A 20,747-nucleotide genomic window follows, 5' to 3' on the forward strand; every position below is an offset into this window, starting at 1 on the left:
GCCTGAGGCCGGGACGGCACGTGGCCGCGGTGTGGTCCGAGAGACCACAGGTCAGACGGTGAACCGCCGGACGGCGTCCTGCAGCTCGTCGCTCATCCGGGCCAGGTCCGCGGCCGAGCGCTGCGCCTCCGCGACGCCCTCGTTGGTCTGCTGGGTGCCCGCGGCGAGACCGGAGATCGCGGTGGCGATGCTGCGCGAGCTGCCCGCCGCCTCGGCCACGTTGCGGTTCATCTCGTTGGTGGTGGCGGTCTGCTCCTCCACCGCCGCGGCGATGGTGGCCTGGAAGTCGTTGATCTGACCGATGACGGTGCTGATCTCCCCGATCGCGTCGACCGCACCCGCCGTGTCGGCCTGGATCGCCTCCACCCGGCGGGAGATGTCCTCCGTCGCCCGGGCGGTCTCCTGCGCCAGCTCCTTCACCTCACTGGCCACCACCGCGAAGCCCTTGCCCGCCTCACCGGCCCGCGCGGCCTCGATCGTGGCGTTCAGCGCCAGCAGGTTCGTCTGCTCGGCGATCCCGTTGATCAGCTTCACCACCGTGGCGATCTCCTGCGAGGAGTCACCCAGCTTGCCGACCGTGCGAGTGGTGTTCTCCGCGACGTTCACCGCCTGCCCGGCCACCCGCGACGCCTCGCTGGCGTTCCGACTGATCTCCCGGATCGCGGCCTCCATCTGCTGGGATCCGGTGGCGACGGTGTCGACGCTGGCGGCGACCTCCCCGGCGGAGCTGACGACGACGTCGGCCTGGCCGGTCGCCGCCTGCGCGCTCCGGGCCATGCCGGCAGCGCCGGTGTTCAGCGCCTGCGAGGCCACCGCCAGCCGGCCGGCGGAGTCGTTGACCAGCCGCAGCACGCCGCTGAGCGACTCCAGGGTCGAGTCGAGCGAGCGGGCGACCTCACCGATCTCGGCACCACCGGTGGCGCCGGCCCGGACGCTGAGGTCACCGTCGGCCACCTGGTCGAGGACCTCCCGCAGGCGCTGCACGGGACCCATCACCGAGCGGACGACGAGCAGGGCCAGCACCACGGAGACGAACAGCCCGATGACGATGATCGCCACCGTGAGGGTGCGGGCACTGGTGTAGGCGTCCTCCGCCTCCTGCGCCTTGCCCACAGCCGCCTCCTGGGCAGCGCTGGTGGCGGTGACCAGCGCCTCGGAGATGGTGGCCTGGGCGGCGGTCATCGCCTGGATGATCGGGCCCGCCGCCGCGAGGTCCCCCCCGGGGGCCTGCTGGAGCTGGGTGAGCAGGGACAGGTACTCCTCGGTCCCTGCGGAGAAGGTCTCGAAGGCCGCCCGGGTCTGCGGGGTCAGCGGCATCTCCGCGACGGCTGCGGTCTGCGCGGCCAGGGCCTCCAGCCCGTCGGTGAAGCCCTGGGCGGACGCGGCCAGCGTCTGAGGGGGCAGCGTGGGGATGCTCGTCCGAGCGGAGTAGGCCTGCAGCTCCCACCACTGGGCCTGCAGCTGACGCAGCCCGTCCAGCGGCATGCCGCCCTCCTCGTGGACCTCGGCGGCGGTCTCGCTGAGCGCCGACATCCGCTGGATGCCGACCAGGCCGACGGTCAGCGTGGTCAGCGCCACCAGCAGGATCGCCAGCAGCAGGCGGCCACGCAGCCCCACCCGGCCGGCCAGCGACGAGCGCCCGGCCCTCCTCGACTCGGTGTCGGCTGCCGGTCCCTGCGCCATGACGTCCATCTGTCCCTCTTCTGCCCACGGGCGCGCCCGTGCGGCCCACCCCTGATCTCATCGGCAGCGCCGTCGCGTCCTTGACCCCGTGTGTCGCGCGCGACCGTTCCCGGGCAGGACCCCCGCCGGCACCGGGGACGAGGACGGCGCCGGCCACCGCGAGCTGCGGTGACCGGCGCCGCCGGGTCGGGTCCTGCGTCAGACGGTGAACCGGCTGACCGCGTCCTGCAGCTCGTCGCTCATCCGGGCCAGCTCGACCGCGGACCGCTGGGCGTCGTCGACCCGCTGGTTGGTCTCCGCCGTACCAGCAGCCAGCCCGGTGATCGCGGTGGCGATGCTGCGCGAGCTGCCCGCCGCCTCGGCCACGTTGCGGTTCATCTCGTTGGTGGTGGCGGTCTGCTCCTCCACCGCCGCGGCGATGGTGGCCTGGAAGTCGTTGATCTGACCGATGACGGTGCTGATCTCCCCGATCGCGTCGACCGCACCCGCCGTGTCGGCCTGGATCGCCTCCACCCGGCGGGAGATGTCCTCCGTCGCCCGGGCGGTCTCCTGCGCCAGCTCCTTCACCTCACTGGCCACCACCGCGAAGCCCTTGCCCGCCTCACCGGCCCGCGCGGCCTCGATCGTGGCGTTCAGCGCCAGCAGGTTCGTCTGCTCGGCGATCCCGTTGATCAGCTTCACCACCGTGGCGATCTCCTGCGAGGAGTCACCCAGCTTGCCGACCGTGCGAGTGGTGTTCTCCGCGACGTTCACCGCCTGCCCGGCCACCCGCGACGCCTCGCTGGCGTTCTGCGAGATCTCCCGGATCGCGGCCTCCATCTGCTGGGACCCGGTCGACACCGTGTCCACGCTGGCGGCGACCTCACCTGCCGAGGCCACCACGACGTCGGCCTGCCCCGCCGCGTTCCGCGCGTTGCTGGCCATCGCCTCCGCACCCGCGTTCAACTGCAGCGACGCCGTGGCCAGCCGCCCGGCCGAGTCGTTGACCAGGCTGAGCACGCCCCCCAGCGCATCCAGCGTGTCGTCGAGGGACTCCGCGACCTGGCCCAGCTCGGCACCACCGGTCCGGCCGGCGCGCACCCGCAGGTCACCGCCGGCCACCTGCTCCAGGGTCTCCCGGATCCGCTGGACCGGGCGGGTGACGCTGCGGGCCATCAGGACGGCCAGCGCGACGGAGACCGCGAGGCCGATCGCCACACCGAGCAGCGTCAGCGTGCGCCCCGAGGTGTACGCGTCGCGGGCCTCCTGGACGGTGGCCTCGGTGGCGGCGATCTGCGCGTCGGTGCCCGCGTTCAGCGCGGCGACGGCGTCCTCCTCGGCCTGGATCAGCGTCGGCAGGACCGAGTAGATGTCCCCACCGGCCGCGCCGATCTCCGCCATCTGGGCACTGGTCTCGTCGTACAGCTCGATCGCGGTCTGGAAGTCCTGGAACGCGGCCTCCGTGTCGGCCCCGAGGGAGGCCTCCGCCAGGCCGGCCCGGAGCTCGTCCAGCGTCCCGCGGATCTCGACCGACTGCTCCTGCAGGGCCTGCACCAGATCCGGCGTGAGGCCGGGGGTCATGGCCCGGGAGCCGGCCGCCTGCAGCTCCCAGTAGACCGACCGCAGCAGCAGGATGTCGCGGAGCGGGACGGCCCCCTCCTCGTAGACCGCCTCGGCCTGGTGGCTGAGCGCAGCCATCCGCGAGATGCCGAGGCCACCGACGACGAGGGTCATCAGGGCGACGGTGAGGAAGGCGGCGAGCAGCCTGCCGCGCAACCCGAGCCGGGCCAGCGCGCTGCGCCCGGGCTCGTCCGCCGGTCCAGGAGCATGCGTTGCGGGCTCGTGGTCGTTCGTCGCGTCCATGGCGTGCCTCTCGTCGCTCGGGCGCACCAGCGCGCCCCTCGCCCATGGGATCGGCACCACGGAGGAACGACTCCACCTGAGACCCGGTTACGGAACCGATGGGTCCGCGTGGGTGGACCGGTCAGGCGCGCAGGGAGGCCAGCAGCCTCGCGACGCCCTCGGCGTCGTTCGAGTCGGTCACGTCGGTGGCCGCCGCGAGCACGTCCGGGTGCGCGTGCGCCATCGCCACGGCGCGGCCGCCACCCTCGCGCACCCAGTCGAAGGCGGCCAGGTCGTTGGGCATGTCGCCGAAGTAGACGACGTCGGCCGGCGTCAGCCCCCGTTCGGCGGCGAGCCGCGCGAGGCCGGTGGCCTTGGTGACGCCGCGGGCGGAGATCTCGGCCATCGCGTCGGAGGAGGAGGTGGTGACCGTGGCGGCGTCCCCCACGACCTCGGCGACCAGGGCGACGAACTCGTCGCGCCCCAGTCGCTCGTGCCGGGCCAGCAGCTTGGCCACCGGCTGGGCGACCATCTCGGCCAGCGTGGCCACCGCGACGCCGGGGGCGTCCCGGTCCCAGCGCGGCTGGTAGATCGGCTCGTGCCGGAACTGGTCGCCGTACTCCACCGCGAACCAGGTGTCCGGCTGGTGCTCGCGCAACTGCCCGGTGATCTGCTGGAGCACCTCCGGCTGGACCGGGTGCTCCTCCAGCACCTGGAACTCCCCCAGGTCCAGCAGCACCGCGCCGTTGCAGCAGATCGCGGTGCCGCCGCCCAGGCGGTCCCGCACCCCGAGCATCCAGCGGGGCGGACGGCCGGTGGCCAGCACCAGCGGCACCCCCTCGCCGGCCCAGCGCTGCAGCTCGGCCAGGGTCTCGTCGCTGATCGTCTCGTCGCTGCGCAGCAGCGTGCCGTCGAGGTCGCTGACGATGAGCTTCGGGCGCCAGTCAGACATCGGTCTCCCCCAGCGCGAGCACGGCCTCGACGTAGCGGGCGACGCCGTCGGCGTCGTGCCCGCTGGTCCGGTCGCCGGCGGCGGCCCGGACGGCGGGGTGGGCGTTGGCCACGGCGACCGCCCGACCGCCGGCTGCGGTGACCGCCTCGATCATCGGCAGGTCGTTGGGCATGTCGCCGAACACCAGCACGTCGCCGAACCCGACGCCCACCTGGTCCAGGACGACGGCCAGCCCGGTGGCCTTGGTGACCCCCGGCGGCAGCACCTCGATGAACCCCAGGCCGGCGTGCGTCAGCTCGGCGACCGCCGGGTCGACGACCGATCGCGCCAGCGCGACCAGCTCGTCCTCGCCCAGCCGGGCGGAGCGCAGGAACACCTTGAGCACGGCACCGACCGGCAGCACCTGGTGCCGGGGCAGCAGGTGCGCCGGCTCCGGGTAGGGCCAGTCGAAGCCGTGCTGGACACGCAGCGGGCGCAGCGCCTCGGCCTGTTCGGCGGCGTCCTCGACCGCCACGACCAGCTCGCCGGCGACCTCCTCGATGGCGGCGATGACCTCGGTGGCGACGTCGCGGGCCATGCCGACGGTGCGCAGCACCTCGTCGGCGGCGCCGTCGGAGCCGAACCGGACGACGTACCCGCCCTGGGCCAGGACGGCGAACCCCTGGCCGCCCAGCGCGGCGCGGACGCTCTCCAGCAGGCGGGGGCCGCGGCCGGTGGCCCCGACGAACGGGACGCCCGTGCCGCGGCAGGCGTCGATGGCCTCGGCGGTACGGGGGCTGACGGCCCCGGCCGAGCCGAGCAGCGTGCCGTCCAGGTCGCTGACCACCAGCTTCGGCCGCCAGCCGCCGAGCCGGGCGCGCAGGTCACCCAGGTCGACGACCTCGGTGGCGTGCAGGGCGGCGGCCGGGGCGGTCAGGCCGCCCCCGTGCGGCTGGGCGGTCATGCGGGGACCCCCGGAGCGGCGACCGCGGCCAGGGACATCCCCGGGGTGAGGACCTCGTGGCCACCCAGCCAGGGGCGCAGCGCCGCCGGGACGTGCACCGAGCCGTCGGCCCGCTGGTGCACCTCGAGCAGGCAGGCGATGGTGCGGGCGATCGCGCACAGCGTGCCGTTCAGCGTGGCGACCGGCTGCGGCCTGCCGTCGGCGTCCCGGCTGCGGACCTGCAGCCGGCGGGCCTGGAAGGTGGTGCAGTCCGACGTGCTGGTGAGCTCCCGGTAGGCGCCCTGGCTGGGGAACCACGCCTCGATGTCGAACTTGCGGGCGGCGCTGGTGCCCAGGTCACCGGCGGCGATGTCGACCACCCGGTAGGGCAGTTCGAGTGCGGAGAGGAACTCCTCCTCCCACTGCAGCAGCCGGCGGTGCTCGGCGGCGGCGTCCTCGGGCGCGCAGAAGCTGAACATCTCGACCTTGTCGAACCAGTGCACCCGGATGATGCCGCGGGTGTCCTTGCCGTAGGAGCCGGCCTCGCGCCGGAAGCAGGAGGACCAGCCGGCGTACCGCTTGGGGCCGGCGGAGAGGTCGAGCACCTCACGGGCGTGCATGCCGGCCAGCGCGACCTCGGAGGTGCCGACGAGGTACAGGTCGTCCCGCTCGATCCGGTACACCTCCTCGTCGTGCTCGCCGAGGAAGCCGGTGCCCTCCATCGCCTCGGGCTTGACCAGCGCCGGGGCGACGACCGGGGTGAAGCCGGCGGCGACGGCGCGGGTGATCGCCAGCTGGGCCAACGCGAACTCCAGCAGCGCGCCCGGGCCGGTGAGGAAGTAGAAGCGGGCGCCGGAGACCTTGGCGCCGCGCTCCATGTCGATGGCGCCGAGGGCCTCACCGATCTGCAGGTGGTCCTTCACCTCGAAGTCGTAGGTGGGCACCTCCCCCACGGTCCGGATCTCCACCGCGTCGTCCTCGCCGCCCGGCGGCACGTCGGGGTGGACGACGTTGGGGATCCGCAGGTGCAGGGCGTGCAGCGCCGCGTCGGCGGTGCGCTCGGCCTCCTCGGCCTCCTTCACCTGCGCGGCCAGCGCCTTCGCCTTCTCCAGGACGGCGGGACGCTCCTCCGGGCTGGCCTTCTTCACCGCCTGGGACGCCGCCTTCTGCTCCCCGCGCAGGCCGTCGGCGGCCTTCACGGCGGCCCGGCGTCCGGCGTCCGCGGCCAGCAGGGCGTCGACCAGGGACTCATCGGCACCCCGGGCACGCTGGCTGGCGCGGACGAGGTCGGGGTTCTCGCGGACGAGGCGCAGGTCGATCACGCCCTGATCGTAGGTCTCCTTCGGAAGGTGCTCTCTGCACTGACCACCTGGACGCCCAGCGCTCACGGCGCGCTGGCCCGATGACACTCACTCCGATGGAGTAACAGCGGAGCCAGCACGCGAGACTTGGTGTACGTTGTCCATGGCTCGGTAACACGTGAGCCCCCCAAAGCCCCAACTCGTCACTCCTGAGTTGGGGCTTTCGTCGTGGGCTGACACCTGGAGGTTGCGTGGGACTGGCGTATGAGGGCAATCCCCGACACCGGGACCCGTGGCAGCAAGGCGCCCGAGGAAGCCGCTGCCCTAAGGGAGCCAACGGCCCCGACTTGCTTTCACAAAGCGTTCCCGATCCGAAGAACTCCCGTCGACGATTCGCGACAGACGGTGCTGACGCTTTTCAAGCGAAGCCAACCAACACGACCAATGCCGAAGGCGACGAGGTGTGGCACGGCTTCCCAGTCAATTGGAACATGGTCCCCATACCTATCAGGCGGCAGTGGATAACTGAGAACGTCATAACACCTCGAGTCCTCAAGGGAGGTCGGTCATGAGCGCCATCAAGTGGTCTTACCTGTCAGGCGATACATCGTCGTTCGCCATCGAGATGAGCCTGCTTGACGACGGGGTCGACGACTCCATGGTTGACCCTGATGAGCGCGCCTCCTGGGGAGCTCTCCGCATCTGGATGAATGGCCGTAACCTCTGCATGCACGAAGAGCAAGGGGAACTTCTCACCGGAGCCCACTGGTATCTGCTGCCGGTTATCGAGTGGTTCGCGGAGAACTGGGACGCGATCTTTCACGAGGAACGCCTCCCCTTCGGCAACCTTACCGACCGTGCGTCACGGGCATCCCTCGAGGCGGATCGCAGGACCTTCGGGCTTGACGGCCAGCCAGACTGGGATGCCATGGAAAGGGTGTACGAGTGGCGACGCCGCCATTCATTGCGCGCCGCTGCGGAGGGTGGACTACTGCCGGACCTGTGGCTCCGCAGGCGGCAAGACGCTCTCGAAGTGAGTGTTGGGCTGGTCCGAGACCCAGGAACGCCTAGCCACTTCGCCTTCTCGATTGATGGCATTTCGACGACTGACGTCCGAGATGCCAGCCAGTCCCTGTTCGAGATGCTCAATGCCGCGACGACTAGGCTCGCCACGCTACGTCCCGAGTCTGAGCGCATTCGTAGACTGCGCGCGCTCATTGAGTCACTCAAAGACGGGGAGGTTCGCTACGCAGCCCGATTCGCATGGCTTAGCGGTGCAGAACCCCAAGATGATAACTTCCGCGCATTGTGGCGAGAAGTGGAGTCCGCACTCCAGGGGCTTGAGGCATCCGAGGTTGCAGGAACCGTCGGTCGGGCAACACCAGGCCAGCTGGTTCTCACTGGCGCCAAGGTTGCCCTACTGTTTGGTTCGGCGAGTCCTACCATCAGCGCGCAGGATGTCAGGACCCTGACGGCACTCTCAGCACGTCCAAGCGACACTGTTTCCGCACTGCCCGAGGACTGGTTTGAGGACGCGACGGATTCGCCATCCCTGACCCCCGGCGAAGCCGGTTCCGACCTGGGAGAGCGAGCGTATGAAGCCTTCGCGAAGAACAATCACGTCCATGACGGGCATGTTGATATCAAATCCCTGCTCGACTCTTGGTCGATTAGCCACACAACGATAAGACTGTCCGACCGACTTCTTCGCGGGGTCTCCGTGTATGACGCTCTTGGACATGCTGCTGTTGTTGCGAACGAGAACTATGCACGCGGAAACCACATGACCGTGCATCGCTTTACGCTGGCGCACGAACTGGCTCACCTACTGTTGGATCGCCCGCACGGGTCAACGCTCGCTGTATCCAGTGGCCCCTGGGCGCCGAGGTCAGTCGAACAGCGGGCTAATGCGTTTGCTGCAGCACTGCTGATGCCCCGTGAACTACTCTTGGCGGCGGCCGAACGTACTGACGGCGATCTCACAAACTACCGGAGCGTTCAAGCCATCGCTGCGCGGTTGCAAGTGAGCATCGCCAGTCTCGCGGATCGCTTGTACAACTTGGGAGCAGTGTCGCGGGATGACGCAGACGCCTTACGGGCTCAGGCCGAGCTAGCGCTCCGCCGCCGGGCTTGACGATGTTGGCCCAGCCGATTCTTCAGGAGCTATGAGCATGCGATTTCTCGGTGACACCCGCCCGGCCCACGACCTGACCTACGCCGACGTCTTCATGGTGCCGGCGCACTCGACGGTCGGTTCCCGGCTGGAGGTCGACCTGACCACCCCGGACCGGGTGGGGACGACGATCCCGATCGTCGTCGCCAACATGACCGCGATCTCCGGACGGCGGATGGCCGAGACCGTGGCCCGGCGCGGTGGCCTCGCCGTCCTGCCGCAGGACATCCCGGTCGACGTCGTCGGCGAGGTCGTGTCCTGGGTGAAGCACCGGCACCCGGTCTACGACACCCCGATCACGCTCTCCCCCACCTCCACCGTGGGCGAGGCGCTGTCGCTGCTGACCAAGCGGGCGCACGGCATCGTCGTGGTGGTCGAGGCCGGTGCGCCGGTCGGCATCGTCACCGACGGCCAGTGCCAGGGCGTCGACCGGTTCACCCAGCTGGCCGAGGTGATGACCCGCGACCCGCTGACCATCCCCGCGGGCACCGACCTGCCCAAGGTCTTCGACGTCCTGTCCGGGGAGCGGGTGAGCGCAGCCCCGGTGGTCGAGGGCGACCGGCTGGTCGGCATCATCACCCGCAAAGGTGCGCTGCGCTCGGCGATCTACACCCCGGCCACCGGGCCCGACGGTCAGTTGCTCACCTCCGCGGCGGTCGGCATCAACGGCGACGTCGCCGGCAAGGCCAGCGCCCTGCTCGCCGCCGGTGTCGACGTGCTCGTCGTCGACACCGCCCACGGGCACCAGGAGAAGGCCCTCGAGGCGGTGGCCGCGGTGCGCTCGGTGGCCGGCTCGACGCCGGTCGTCGCCGGCAACGTGGTGACCGCGCAGGGCACCCGCGACCTGATCGAGGCCGGGGCGGACGTCGTCAAGGTCGGCGTCGGCCCCGGCGCCATGTGCACCACCCGGATGATGACCGGCGTCGGCCGCCCGCAGTTCTCCGCGGTCGAGGAGTGCGCCGCGGCCGCCCGCGAGCTGGGCCGGCACGTCTGGGCCGACGGCGGCGTGCGGCACCCCCGCGACATCGCCCTCGCGCTGGCCGCCGGCGCGGCGAACGTGATGGTCGGCTCCTGGTTCGCCGGCACCTACGAGAGCGCCGGGGACCTGTACGAGGACGGCACCGGCCGCCGCTACAAGGAGAGCTTCGGGATGGCCTCGGCCCGCGCGGTGAAGGCCCGGACGTCGACGCAGAGCGGCTTCGACCGGGCCCGCGCCGGGCTGTTCGAGGAGGGGATCAGCTCCTCGCGGATGTACCTGGACCCGGCCCGGCCCGGCGTCGAGGACCTCATCGACCAGGTCGTGGCCGGCGTCCGCTCGTCGTGCACCTACGCCGGGGCACGCACGGTCGACGAGCTGCACGAGCGTGCGGTGCTGGGCGTGCAGAGCGCAGCGGGCTACGAGGAGGGCCGCCCGCTGCCGACCAGCTGGTGACCCGGCGCTGATGGACGCGATCCCGCCCCGCCGCTTCGAGGAGCTCGTCGCCGACGCCCTGGACGAGGTGCCCGAGGAGTTGATGGCGCTGCTGGACAACGTCGTCGTGCTGGTCGAGGACCGGAACCCCGAGGAGCCGAGCCTGCTGGGCGTCTACGAGGGGTACGCGCTGACCGAGCGCGGCTGGGACCACTCGGGCGCGCTGCCGGACCGGATCATGATCTACCGCGCGGCGATCTGCGACATCTGCGACGACGAGGAACAGGTGGCCGACGAGGTCACGATCACCGTCGTCCACGAGATCGCCCACCACTTCGGCATCGACGAGGAGAAGCTGCACGCCCTCGGCTGGGGCTGAAGAAGGACCTCGTTGCACCCCATCCCTCGCATGCTCGGGCCGGGCCCTTGCAACGAGGCCGGCAGGTAGCGTTGGCGAGCGTGCCTGAGGACGACGCGAACGCCGGCGGGTTGCCGATCAAGATGCTGCACGACCGGTTGCTGGTCTCCCTCCGCAAGGAGGACGGCGACCGCCGGTCCAGCGGCGGCATCCTCATCCCGGCCACTGCCCAGGTCGCCAAGCGGCTGGTCTGGGGCGAGGCCAAGGGCATCGGCCCGAACGTGCGGCAGATCAAGGTCGGCGACCGGGTGCTGTTCTCACCCGAGGACCAGCACGAGGTCGAGGTGCACGGCGAGGACCTGGTCATCCTGCGCGAGCGCGACGTGCACGCCGTCGCCGCCGAGCGGATCGAGGAGTCGACGGGCCTCTACCTCTAGGCGGGCAAGCCCGGCACGACCCCGCGCAGCCGCGGGTCGGCGAAGATCGGCGCGAGCAGGTCGTCGGGCAGCTCGTCCTCGCAGTCCACCCCGCGGGCGATCAGCTCGCGGAACTGGGCGATCGTGGCCTGCACCACGGCCAGGTCGTCGCGCAGCTCGACCATCCGCTGCTCGATCTGGGCGCACTGCTGCTCCAGCAGCGCCATCCGCTCCGGGTGGTGCGCCAGCTCCCCGCCGCCGAGGGTGACGAAGCGCCGGACGTCGGCCACCGGCATCCCGGTCCGGCGCAGCGCCTGCACCAGCCGGATGAACCTCAGCGCCCCCGGCGGGTAGCGCCGCCGGCCGTCGGCGCTCCGCTCCACGAGCGGCAGCAGCCCCTCCCGCTCGTACCAGCGCAGCGTGTCGATGCTCAGCCTGGTCTCCTCGGAGACCTGCCGGATGCCGAGGGACGTCTCCCGGGTGACCGCGGTCATGACCGCCAGGCTAGGCGGCGGCACGGCGCGCCACCCCGTCCTCGGCCGCCCGACCGGTGATCGCGGCCATCAGCAGCACCGCGCGCCGCCGGGTCAGCAGCCGCACGGCCCGGACCGAGGCCCGGTTGGCCCGGCCGACCGCCATGCTGGGCGGCGGGTTGCGCCGGTCGAGCGCCCGGAACGCGGTGGCCACCACCTCCTGCGGCGACTGCCGGCCCCGGCCGCCGTCGGCGGCGTCGTTGCCCACGACGTCGAAGAACTCGGTGTCGGTGGCGCCCGGCGAGAGGACGAGCACCCGCAGTCCGCTGTCCCGTGACTCGGCCCACAGCGCCTCGGTGAAGCTCAGCACGAATGCCTTGGCCGCGGCGTAGACGGCCATGTCGGGCGCGGGCAGGTAGGCGGCCATGCTCGCCACGTTCACCAGCACGCCGGTGCTGGCCCGCAGCCGGTCGACGAACGCCCGGCTCACGTCGACCAGGGCGGTGACGTCGACGGCGACCATCTCGGCCAGCCGGTCGGCGTCCTCCGAGTGGAAGGGCCCGTGCGTGCCGAAGCCGGCGCAGTTCACCACGCTGGTGACCGCGATGCCCCGTCGGTCGACCTCCGCGGCCAGCGCCCGCCCGGCCGCGGGCCGGCCGAGGTCGAGCGGGACGACGTCCACCCGGACGCCGGACGCCGCGGTCAGCTCGGCGGCCAGCGCGGTCAGCCGGTCGGCGCGCCGGGCGACGAGCACCAGGTCCGAGCCGCGGGCGGCGAGCTGGCGCGCGAACTCGGCGCCGATCCCCGCGCTGGCACCGGTGACCAGCGTCGTCTGCCCGGCCCAGTCGACCCGGGTCACGAGGCCACCGCCAGCACGAACCGGTACCGGACGTCGTTGCGCCGCAGCCGCTCGAACGCCGTGTTGACCTCCGCCAGGGGCAGCACCTCGACGTCGGCGGTGAGCCCGTGCTCGCCGCAGAAGTCGAGCATCTCCTGGGTCTCCGCGGTGCCCCCGGACCCGGAGACGGTGAGCGAGCGGCCGAGCAGGCTCATCGGCGACACCACGTACTGCTCCGGGAGGCCGAGCACGCAGAGCGTCCCGTCCAACCGGAGCGCCGCCAGGTACGGCGCGAGGTCGTGCGCGCCGGAGGCGGTGTCCAGCACGAGGTCCAGCCGGCCGGCGACGGCGGCCATCGCCGCCGGGTCGGTGGAGACGACGACGTCGTGCGCGCCGAGGGCGCGGGCGTCCGCCTCCTTGGCCGGCGAGCTCGTGAACACCGTGACCCGGGCGCCCATCGCGACGGCGAACCGCACCGCGAGATGGCCGAGCCCGCCCAGGCCCACGATGCCGACCTGCTGTCCCGGGCCGACCCCGGCCCGGCGCAGCGGCGACCAGGTCGTGACGCCGGCGCACATCAGCGGCGCGACCGCGGCCGCGTCGAGCCCGGCGGGCAGGGCGTAGACGAAGGCGTCGCGGACCACGTACTCCGTGGAGTACGCACCCTGGGTGGGGCTGCCGTCGTGCAGGTCGCGGCCGCCGTAGGTCGTCGCGGGGAACTCGGCGCAGTAGGGCTCCCGGTGGGCCCGGCAGCTGTCGCACCGCCCGCACGAGTCGACGATGTTGCCCACCGCGACCGCGTCGCCGACCCGGAACCGGGTGACCTCCGCCCCGACCGCGGTCACCTCCCCGGTGAACTCGTGCCCGGGCACCAGCGGCGGGCTGCCGGCGGCCATCGCCTCGACCGCGTGCAGCTCGCTGTGGCAGACGCCGACGTGGGTGACGCGGACGGCGACGTCGTCGGGCCGGAGGTCCCGGCGGGTGAACTCGAAGGGCCGCAGCGGCTCGCGCGGACCGGAGGCGGCGAACCCGGTGACTGCTCTCATGCCGGGGACGCTAGGAGCTGGAGTGCACTCCAGCGCAAGGCCCGCTCCCCGACCGAGTGTGACGGAACGGTCCCGTACCCGGGTGTGCCTCCAGTACTGGGAGGAGCACACTGTGTGATCATGGGCGGTGCAGCAGGACGACGGTCAGACCGCCGTCCCGGCGCGCACCCGGGCCACCCACGCCTCGGCTGCGGCGAAGGCCTGGTCGCCCACCCGTTCCTCCACCGGCTTGCCCGGCTGCTCGTCGGCACGCGCGTAGGAGCCGAGGAAGCGCACCTCCGCACAGCGCCGGTGCAGCGCGGCCAGCGCGTCGCTCACCCGGCGGTCGGACACGTGCCCCTCGACGTCGATGGAGAACGAGTACACGCCGAGCCGCTCGCGGGTGGGCCGGGACTCGATGCGGGCGAGGCTGATGCCCCGCACCGCGAACTCGGCCAGCAGGTCCAGCAGCGCACCGGTGCGGTCGTGCACGACGGCGGTGATCGTCGTCTTGTCCGCCCCGGTCGGGGCCGGCAGACCGCCGGGCGGCTCCACCAGCACGAAGCGGGTCACGGCGCCCGGGTGGTCGGCCAGGTCGGTGACGAGGGCGTCGAGGCCGTAGCGGTCGGCGGCGATCGCCGCGCAGACGGCGGCGTCGAACTCCCCCTCGGCGACCCGGCGGGCGGCGTCGGCCGTGGAGGCGGCCGGGACGACGTCGGCCCCCGGCAGGAGCTCGGCGATCCGGCCGCGGCACTGGGCCAGCGCGTGCGGGTGGCTCGCCACGGTGCGCACGTCGGCGGCGTCGGTCCCCGGCCGGACGGCGAGCACGAAGGCCACCTCGAGGAAGACCTCGCGGGTGATCACCAGCGGGTCGCCGGTGACCAGACCGTCCATGGTGGCCGGCACCGAGCCCTCCACGGAGTTCTCCAGCGGCACCAGGGCGGCGGCGCACTCCCCGTTCCGCACCGCGGTCAGCGCGGCCGCCACGCTGGCCTCCGGTCGGGTGCCGACCGTCCCCGGCGACCCGGTGACGGTGCCGAGCGCGGCCTCGGCGAAGGTACCCTCGGGGCCCAGATAGGCGAACTCCGTCGGGGCTGTGCTGCGTGGTGCAGTCGGCATCCGGCGAGGGTAGTGCGGCCGTACCGGACACCGACTCCCGTCGGGTCCCCGGTGCGGGGGGAGCTGCCTCGTCACCGGCCGGGCACGCGCACGAGGCGTGCCCCGACAGCTGAGTGGAGGGACGCGTGAGCCCTGGGCCGTCCGCCGACGAACGGCTGCAGACCGCCCGCTGGCGGCTGCTGAACGCCAGCGCCGCCGAGGACGCCCGGGTGTTCGCCGACGAGTTCGCCCTGGCCGCGGACGACCTGGCCGCCACCGGCGAGCCCTGCTGGGACGCGTGGTCGGCCGCCTTCACCGCCCGCGCAGCGCTCTTCGACGCCGACCTCGACGGCGCGGCGGACGCCGTGGGCGCGGCCCGGGCCGCGCTCGCGGAGTGCCTCCCGTCCGCCGAGCACGCGCTGACACTGGCCTACCTGGCACACCTGGAGGTGGCCGCCGACCGGTTCGACGCGGCGATGCACCTGGCCGTGGACGCCAGCCTGCTCGCCGACCAGCTGGCCGGGGAACCGCCCAGCCGACCCCTGCACCAGGCCCACCACTGGCTGTCCCTGGCGCTGACCCGGCTGGACCTCGAGGAGCTCGCCGTGGCCCAGTCGCTGCGGGGTGCCCGGGTCGCCGCGGCCCTCCCCGACCTCGGCGACCAGTGGCAGCTGTTCCGGCTGTGCGCCCAGCAGCACGCCGAGCTGGCCCAGACGGTGCACCGGCGCGGCCAGCTCGACCGCTCGCAGCAGCTGGCCCAGGCCGCGCTGGAGTGCGCGACCACCGCCCGTGCACTGCCCTGGGACCCGAGCGATGCCGACGCCGACCTGCTCGACGTCGTCCAGGCCTGGGCCCTGACCCTGGCCGGCCGGCTCGACGACGCCCTCCCGCCGCTGCGCCGGGTGCGCCGGCACCTGACGGCCGGGGAGGGCGGTCTGTGGCTGGTCGGGTACACCGACCTGGTGCTGGGCAGGCTGCTGACCCGGCTGTGCGCCCTGGACCCCGGCGCGCACGGCGAGGAGGCCATCGACCTGCTGGTCACCGCCTCCGGTGCCTTCGCCGCGGTGAACGACCGCCGGCGGTACCGCCAGTGCCTGCTGGAGCTGGGGCAGGCCACCGCGGCGATGGGCTCCACCGCCGAGGCGCTGCACTGGCTGGAGGCCTACCGGGCCGAGACCACCCGGGCGCACCGCCGCGGGCGCGAGCTGTGGGCGGAGATGTTCGTGCGCCGCAGCCGGTTGCGCGAGGCCGAGCGGCAGAACGCCGTACTGCGCCGGCACGCCCTCGAGGACACCCTGACCGGCCTGGGCAACCGGCGCAGCGCCGAGCGGCGGCTGACCGACCTGCGGTTGGACGTCGAGCCGGTGTCGCTGGCCGTCGTGGACGTCGACGGCTTCAAGTCCGTCAACGACCAGAACTCGCACCTGCACGGGGACGCGGTGCTGCGCCGGGTCGCCGAGCTGCTCCGCCAGCACAGCCGCACCGGCGACGAGGTCTTCCGCTGGGCCGGCGACGAGTTCGTGGTCGTGCTGCCGAACACCACCGAGGCGCAGGCCGTGGTCGCGACGGAACGGTTGCGCAGCGCCGTCGCCTGCGCCGAGTGGGCCCACCTGCAGATGCCCGCCCCGGTGACCGTCAGCATCGGCGTCGCCACCACGGGGCCGGCCGGCGCGCCGGGGCCGAGGTCCTGGCGGGAGCTGTTCGACCGGGCCGACCTGAACCTGTTCGGCGCCAAGCGCGGCGGCCGCAACCGGGTCCGGGCGTCCGGCGGGGGGCAGCACGCGCCCGCGCCCGCCGCGCGGCCCGGCGGGCTGCCGGCCGACGCCTCGGTCGACGACCTGGTGGCCGAGGTCCTCGGCACGACCCCCCGGCGACCGGGCTGGGCCTTCGACGACGGCACCGAGGTCGCGTCGTGAGACTGCGGCGCGTCCGTGGTCCAGAGGGGCCGATGGGGCAGGAGGGGCCGGCCGACGCGCCGGTGCGTGACACGCCGTCGACTCCGGGGCACAGTGCCCTGGTGCCACCCGGTCTCCTGCACCAGCAGGTGAGCTCAGCCCTGGCGAACTGGCAGCTCGACACGGCCGAGACGCTGCTGCGCGAGATCGACGGCGAACTGCCCCCCGCCCCGGCCGACGACCGCCCGGCGCCGCCGCTCACCTCGCTGGCCCGCGCCTGGGCCGACACGCTCCGTGCCGAGCTCCTGGTCCGGCGCCTGCGGCGGGCCGGCTACTCCCTGCTGGGCGACCCCCTGGTCGAGGGCGGTCCCGAGCAGGAGGGTCCGCTGGACCTGCACGGCCCGGTCGGCGCCCCGGGCGAGGCCGTGGACCGCGACAGCCGGTCGGAGTCGGCCACGCACGCGGCCCTGGCCATCTCCCTGGTCCGCTCGGCACGCGCGGCCTTCGACGCCCAGGACGACGACCTGCAGCGCGCCGCCGGCCTGGCCCGGCACGCCCGGATCGAGCTGCTGTCCCGCCGGGTCGACGCGGCGATGGACGAGGCGGTCGAGGCAGCCAGCCTGCTGGACCCGGCCCTGCCGCCGAGCCCGCTGCTGGTGCACACGCTGAGCTCCCTGGCCGCCGTGCTGGCCGACCTGGAGCTCATGCCGCTGGCCCTGGACTACCAGCGCCGGGCCGCCGACGTCACCGCCGAGGCGATCGGCGCGGCCGGCACCGACTCCGAGGCGGGCTCCGTCGACGCGCTCGCCGGGGAGGCCGCGACCCGGCTGGCCGCGCTGTGCGCCGAGGTCGGCGAGGGCCTGCTCGACGACGGCGGCGCCGACGCCGCGGCACCGCACTTCGCCGAGGCCCGCGACCTCGCCGTCCGGGCGCTGGGCCAGCTGCCCCCCGGCGTCCCCGGGCTGCTGGACGCGCAGGTGGTGCACGGCTGGGCGTTGGTCGGCCTGGGCGAGCACGCCGCCGCCCGGTCCCTGCTGACCAGCGTCGCCAGGGCGGCGTCGAGCGTGGAGGACCGCGCCCTGCTGGCCTCCGCCGAGCTGGGCCTGGGCCGCGCGCTGCGCCGCTCGGGTGACCCCCGGGCCGCCGACGACCACCTGGCCACCGCACTGGCCACCGCGACCGAGCACGGGCTGCCGCGGTTGCGCCGGGCCGCGCTGCGCGAGCTGTGCACGCTGCACGCCGAGCTGGACGACGCCGCCCGGGCGTTGCCCTACCTGCAGGCCTACCTCGCCGACGAGCTGGACCGGGTCGACGAGCGGCGCACCCGCTGGGTCGAGCTGTTCGGCCGGCGCAAGAGCCTGCTGGAGACCGAGCGGGCCGCCGGTCAGCTGCGCCGCCAGGCCTACGAGGACCCGCTCACCCACTTGCCCAACCGCCGTTACGCGGAGGCCCGGCTCGACGGGCTGCTGTCGGCCGGGGCGGTGCCCGCACTGGCCGTGGTCGACGTCGACCGGTTCAAGGCGATCAACGACGCCGCCGGGCACCCGACCGGCGACGCCGTGCTGCGTGCGGTCGGCCAGCTGCTGGTCGACGGCTGCCGGGACACCGACGAGGTGTGCCGCTGGGCCGGCGACGAGTTCGTCATCCTGCTGCCGGACACGACCTCCGAGCAGGCCGAGCGGGCGATGGAGCGCATCCGCCGGTCGATCGCCGCGCACGACTGGTCGGCCCTCGGCGTGGAGGTGCCGGTGCGGATCAGCGTCGGCATCGCCCAGGCGGCCCGTGGCGACGACCGGCGCACCCTGTTCGCCGCCGCCGACGGGGTGCTCTACGACGCCAAGCGGGCCGGGCGGGACCGGGTCGTCCGGCTGTCCGGGGTGACCCAGACCCGGGCCGCCGACGCAGCCCCGACGACCATCGACGGTCAGGTAGCCGAGGCCCTGCCGGCGATCGACCCGTCTCCTGCGGCGGACGACGCGGGCCCGGTCGAGGCCACCGAGCACGCCCCGGCGCCGCCTCCCGTCCGCGACGTGACCGCCTCCCCGCTGCCCGAGGAGGACGACGAACAGCCGGCGGACGCCACCGGCGGCTTCGCCCCCCTGCTGGTCGAGCCGACCGCGGAGGAGCTCGCCGTGCAGGAGCCCGCCGTCGAGGCGGCCGACGCCGAGCCGCCGGCCCGGACGGGCAGCCCGCTGGACGAGCTCCCCGGGGGTCCGTCGGCCGGGCGACGGCTGGAGTCCGCCGAGCCCGCGGCTCCGGTGGTGAGCCCGTCGCCGTCCCCTGCTCCGATGATCGACGTGCCGGCCCTGACGACGGGCCCGGACGTCATCTGGGGCACCGGACGCAGCACCGAGCAGGTGCTCGCCCTGGTGCGCGAGGCCCGCCGCGAGCACCCCCAGCACCCGGCGGTGGTGGTGCGGGCCAGCGCCGACACCCTGGTCGCGCTGGCCACCGAGCACGACGCGTACACGACGATGGACGCCGCGGCGATGTCCGCCGCCGTCGGCCCGGTGCCCGAGCCGGTCGGCCGGGTGGGCGTGCTCTGCGCCAGCAGCGGCGACACCCCGATCGCCGCCGAGGCGGCCTTCGTGGCGCGGGTCACCGGCACCGAGGTGGTCCGGGTCGACGACGTCGGCGGCAACCGGATCCGCCCGCTGCTCACCGACCGTTCGCTGCTCACCGACGTCGACTGCCTCGTCGTCGTCGCCGGTCTGGACGCCGCGCTGGCCAGCGTGGTCAGCGGGCTGACCGAGGTGCCGGTGGTCGCCGTCCCGACGTCGGCCGGCCAGGGCGCCAGCTCCTTCGGCGGGTTCAGCGCGCTGCTCACCATGCTCAACTCCGCCGCGCCCGGCGTCGTGGTCAGCAACATCGACAACGGCTGGTCCGCCGGCGTCTTCGCCGCCCGCATCGCCCGCCGGACCGCGTCCCTGCCGAGCTGACCATCGGCGGACGGCTGCCCGGCCCGGCGTGTCGGGCGACCACCTGCCGATGACCGACTCGCTCAGGTCATGATCAGCCCGTGACCATCGGGTGGCTGGACCTCTCGGCGGGTGCCTCCGGCGACATGCTGCTCGGCGCGCTGGTCGACGCCGGGGTGCCGTTGGACGTGCTGGCCGACGCCGTCGCCGCGCTGCCGGTCGAGCCGGTCACCCTCACCGCCGAGCCGACCACCCGGCACGGGCTGGGCGCCACCCGGGTGCACGTGCACGCCCCGGCCAGCGACGTCCACCGCACCTGGGCCGACGTCCGGACGGTCCTGGCCGACGCCGCACTCCCCCCGGCCGTCCGGGACGGTGCCCTGGCCGTCTTCGAACGGCTCGCGGTCGCCGAGGGCCGCGTGCACCGGGTGTCCGCCGACGAGGTGCACTTCCACGAGGTCGGGGCCCTGGACGCGCTGGCCGACGTCGTCGGGGTGGTCGCCGGGTTCGCCCACCTGGCGCTGGAGCGGCTCACCGCCTCCCCCGTCGCGCTGGGCAGCGGCTCGGCCCGCGGGGCGCACGGCGTCGTCCCGGTGCCCGGCCCCGCCGTCCTGGAGCTGCTGCGCGGCGTACCGGTGGTCGCCGGCCCGGTGCCGGCGGAGACGTGCACCCCGACCGGTGCGGCGCTGCTCGCCGCGCACGTGCAGGAGTGGACGACGCTGCCGCCGATGCGGGTGGCCCGGGTCGGGTCGGGTGCCGGCGGCCGCGACCCCGAGCAGCTGCCCAACCTCGTGCGCCTGGTGCTCGGCGAGCCGGTGGAGGAGCCGGCCACCGGGCTGCTGCTGGAGACCAACGTCGACGACCTCGACCCCCGGCTGTGGCCCGGTGTGCTCGCCGAGCTGCTGGCGGCCGGGGCCTCGGACGCCTGGCTCACCCCGGTCCTGATGAAGAAGGGCCGCCCGGCGCACACGCTGTCGGTGCTCTGCCGGCCCGCGGTGCGCGCGGCGGTGCAGGACGTCGTCGTGGCCTCGACCTCGACCATCGGGCTGCGCGTCCAGGAGGTGCAGAAGGTCGCCCTGCAGCGGGTCGAGCGCACCGTGCCGGTGCTGGGCGGCTCCGTGGGCGTCAAGGTCGCGGACATCGACGGCCGGGTGGTGAACGTCAGCGTCGAGTTCGAGGACGTGGCGGCCCTGGCCCGCTCGCTCGGGCTGCCGGCGAAGGAGGTGCTGCGGGCGGCGACCGCAGCGGCGCACCGGGCCTACCCGGGGACGTCGGCTACGCTCCTGCACCCAGAAGGGGAGTAGCCCCCCGACCGCTGGTCGACATGCTGGCGCGTCCGCGCGCCCGGTCAGCGGGCCCGCGACGCCGCGGGTGGGCGAGACCTTCCGCCCGCAGTCCACCCATCGGTGCGCTGCCGGACGGAGGCGCCCCGCATGCCCCGGCCGGTCGCGCGAGCAGAGAGA

16 protein-coding genes are annotated in these 20,747 nt (G+C 73.7%); 7 read left to right on the forward strand and 9 right to left on the reverse strand.

Annotated features, from left to right (window positions below):
* Positions 1–51 precede the first annotated feature (51 nt).
* From IN07_RS19820 to serS, 5 genes are all read right to left on the reverse strand, one after another.
* The gene (locus IN07_RS19820; protein ID WP_036339430.1) at positions 52–1,683 is read right to left on the reverse strand and encodes a methyl-accepting chemotaxis protein; all 1,632 of its coding nucleotides are present in this window, start codon (positions 1,681–1,683) and stop codon (positions 52–54) included.
* Positions 1,684–1,881: 198 nt separating this feature from the next.
* Entirely contained in the window at positions 1,882–3,525 is a 1,644-nt protein-coding gene (locus IN07_RS19825; RefSeq protein WP_063124226.1) for a methyl-accepting chemotaxis protein, read from the reverse strand.
* A 121-nt stretch (positions 3,526–3,646) separates the two neighbouring features.
* Positions 3,647–4,456, reverse strand: a complete 810-nt coding sequence (locus IN07_RS19830; RefSeq protein ID WP_036339372.1) for an HAD family hydrolase — start codon at positions 4,454–4,456, stop codon at positions 3,647–3,649.
* The gene (locus IN07_RS19835) at positions 4,449–5,399 is read right to left on the reverse strand and encodes an HAD family hydrolase (protein WP_052091540.1); all 951 of its coding nucleotides are present in this window, start codon (positions 5,397–5,399) and stop codon (positions 4,449–4,451) included. Before IN07_RS19835 ends, IN07_RS19830 begins: the two co-directional genes overlap by 8 nt.
* The gene (gene serS / locus IN07_RS19840; protein ID WP_036339375.1) at positions 5,396–6,700 is read right to left on the reverse strand and encodes a serine--tRNA ligase; all 1,305 of its coding nucleotides are present in this window, start codon (positions 6,698–6,700) and stop codon (positions 5,396–5,398) included. Before serS ends, IN07_RS19835 begins: the two co-directional genes overlap by 4 nt.
* A gap of 547 nt (positions 6,701–7,247) precedes the next feature.
* On the opposite strand from serS, the gene IN07_RS24925 reads away from it, so the two are divergent.
* From IN07_RS24925 to IN07_RS19855, 4 genes are all read left to right on the forward strand, one after another.
* A complete protein-coding gene (locus IN07_RS24925; RefSeq protein ID WP_081975573.1) occupies positions 7,248–8,813 on the forward strand; it encodes an ImmA/IrrE family metallo-endopeptidase in 1,566 nt (521 codons plus the stop codon).
* A gap of 31 nt (positions 8,814–8,844) precedes the next feature.
* Positions 8,845–10,284, forward strand: coding sequence for a GuaB1 family IMP dehydrogenase-related protein (locus IN07_RS19845; protein ID WP_231558484.1), 1,440 nt, complete (start codon positions 8,845–8,847; stop codon positions 10,282–10,284).
* A 10-nt stretch (positions 10,285–10,294) separates the two neighbouring features.
* Entirely contained in the window at positions 10,295–10,642 is a 348-nt protein-coding gene (locus IN07_RS19850) for a metallopeptidase family protein (RefSeq protein WP_036339377.1), read from the forward strand.
* Between the two features lie 80 nt (positions 10,643–10,722).
* Positions 10,723–11,058 carry a GroES family chaperonin gene (locus tag IN07_RS19855; RefSeq protein WP_036339379.1) on the forward strand — a complete coding sequence of 112 codons (336 nt, stop codon included), beginning with the start codon at positions 10,723–10,725 and terminating at the stop codon, positions 11,056–11,058.
* Here IN07_RS19855 and IN07_RS19860 read toward each other — a convergent pair.
* The 4 genes from IN07_RS19860 to pheA form a co-directional block, all read right to left on the reverse strand.
* The gene (locus tag IN07_RS19860; protein ID WP_064972463.1) at positions 11,055–11,531 is read right to left on the reverse strand and encodes a MerR family transcriptional regulator; all 477 of its coding nucleotides are present in this window, start codon (positions 11,529–11,531) and stop codon (positions 11,055–11,057) included. The genes IN07_RS19855 and IN07_RS19860 overlap by 4 nt on opposite strands.
* A 10-nt stretch (positions 11,532–11,541) precedes the next feature.
* A complete protein-coding gene (locus IN07_RS19865) occupies positions 11,542–12,369 on the reverse strand; it encodes an SDR family NAD(P)-dependent oxidoreductase (RefSeq protein WP_036339381.1) in 828 nt (275 codons plus the stop codon).
* Positions 12,366–13,394 carry an NAD(P)-dependent alcohol dehydrogenase gene (locus IN07_RS19870; RefSeq protein ID WP_036339382.1) on the reverse strand — a complete coding sequence of 343 codons (1,029 nt, stop codon included), beginning with the start codon at positions 13,392–13,394 and terminating at the stop codon, positions 12,366–12,368. The genes IN07_RS19865 and IN07_RS19870 overlap by 4 nt, the downstream gene beginning before the upstream one ends.
* Positions 13,395–13,538: 144 nt before the next feature.
* Positions 13,539–14,492, reverse strand: coding sequence for a prephenate dehydratase (pheA, locus tag IN07_RS19875; RefSeq protein ID WP_036339383.1), 954 nt, complete (start codon positions 14,490–14,492; stop codon positions 13,539–13,541).
* 125 nt (positions 14,493–14,617) lie between these two features.
* Here pheA and IN07_RS19880 point away from each other — a divergent pair, with 125 nt between their 5' ends.
* The 3 genes from IN07_RS19880 (at position 14,618) to larC (ending at position 20,588) form a co-directional block, all read left to right on the forward strand.
* Positions 14,618–16,387, forward strand: coding sequence for a GGDEF domain-containing protein (locus tag IN07_RS19880; protein ID WP_036339386.1), 1,770 nt, complete (start codon positions 14,618–14,620; stop codon positions 16,385–16,387).
* Positions 16,388–16,488: 101 nt separating this feature from the next.
* Positions 16,489–19,305 carry a diguanylate cyclase domain-containing protein gene (locus IN07_RS19885; RefSeq protein WP_231558485.1) on the forward strand — a complete coding sequence of 939 codons (2,817 nt, stop codon included), beginning with the start codon at positions 16,489–16,491 and terminating at the stop codon, positions 19,303–19,305.
* Positions 19,306–19,385: 80 nt separating this feature from the next.
* Entirely contained in the window at positions 19,386–20,588 is a 1,203-nt protein-coding gene (larC, locus tag IN07_RS19890; protein ID WP_036339389.1) for a nickel pincer cofactor biosynthesis protein LarC, read from the forward strand.
* The last annotated feature ends 159 nt before the right edge of the window (positions 20,589–20,747 follow it).

The organism is Modestobacter caceresii, from assembly GCF_000761485.1.
Lineage (GTDB): Bacteria > Actinomycetota > Actinomycetes > Mycobacteriales > Geodermatophilaceae > Modestobacter > Modestobacter caceresii.

Excerpts from the sequence above, each read along its gene's own strand:
- IN07_RS19820 (WP_036339430.1), bottom strand. The coding sequence starts at position 1,683 with ATGGCGCAGGGACCGGCAGCCGACACCGAGTCGAGGAGGGCCGGGCGC.
- IN07_RS19825 (WP_063124226.1), bottom strand. The coding sequence starts at position 3,525 with ATGGACGCGACGAACGACCACGAGCCCGCAACGCATGCTCCTGGACCG.
- IN07_RS19830 (WP_036339372.1), bottom strand. The coding sequence starts at position 4,456 with ATGTCTGACTGGCGCCCGAAGCTCATCGTCAGCGACCTCGACGGCACG.
- IN07_RS19835 (WP_052091540.1), bottom strand. The coding sequence starts at position 5,399 with ATGACCGCCCAGCCGCACGGGGGCGGCCTGACCGCCCCGGCCGCCGCC.
- IN07_RS24925 (WP_081975573.1), top strand. The coding sequence starts at position 7,248 with ATGAGCGCCATCAAGTGGTCTTACCTGTCAGGCGATACATCGTCGTTC.
- IN07_RS19845 (WP_231558484.1), top strand. The coding sequence starts at position 8,845 with ATGAGCATGCGATTTCTCGGTGACACCCGCCCGGCCCACGACCTGACC.
- IN07_RS19850 (WP_036339377.1), top strand. The coding sequence starts at position 10,295 with ATGGACGCGATCCCGCCCCGCCGCTTCGAGGAGCTCGTCGCCGACGCC.
- IN07_RS19860 (WP_064972463.1), bottom strand. The coding sequence starts at position 11,531 with ATGACCGCGGTCACCCGGGAGACGTCCCTCGGCATCCGGCAGGTCTCC.
- IN07_RS19870 (WP_036339382.1), bottom strand. The coding sequence starts at position 13,394 with ATGAGAGCAGTCACCGGGTTCGCCGCCTCCGGTCCGCGCGAGCCGCTG.
- pheA (WP_036339383.1), bottom strand. The coding sequence starts at position 14,492 with ATGCCGACTGCACCACGCAGCACAGCCCCGACGGAGTTCGCCTATCTG.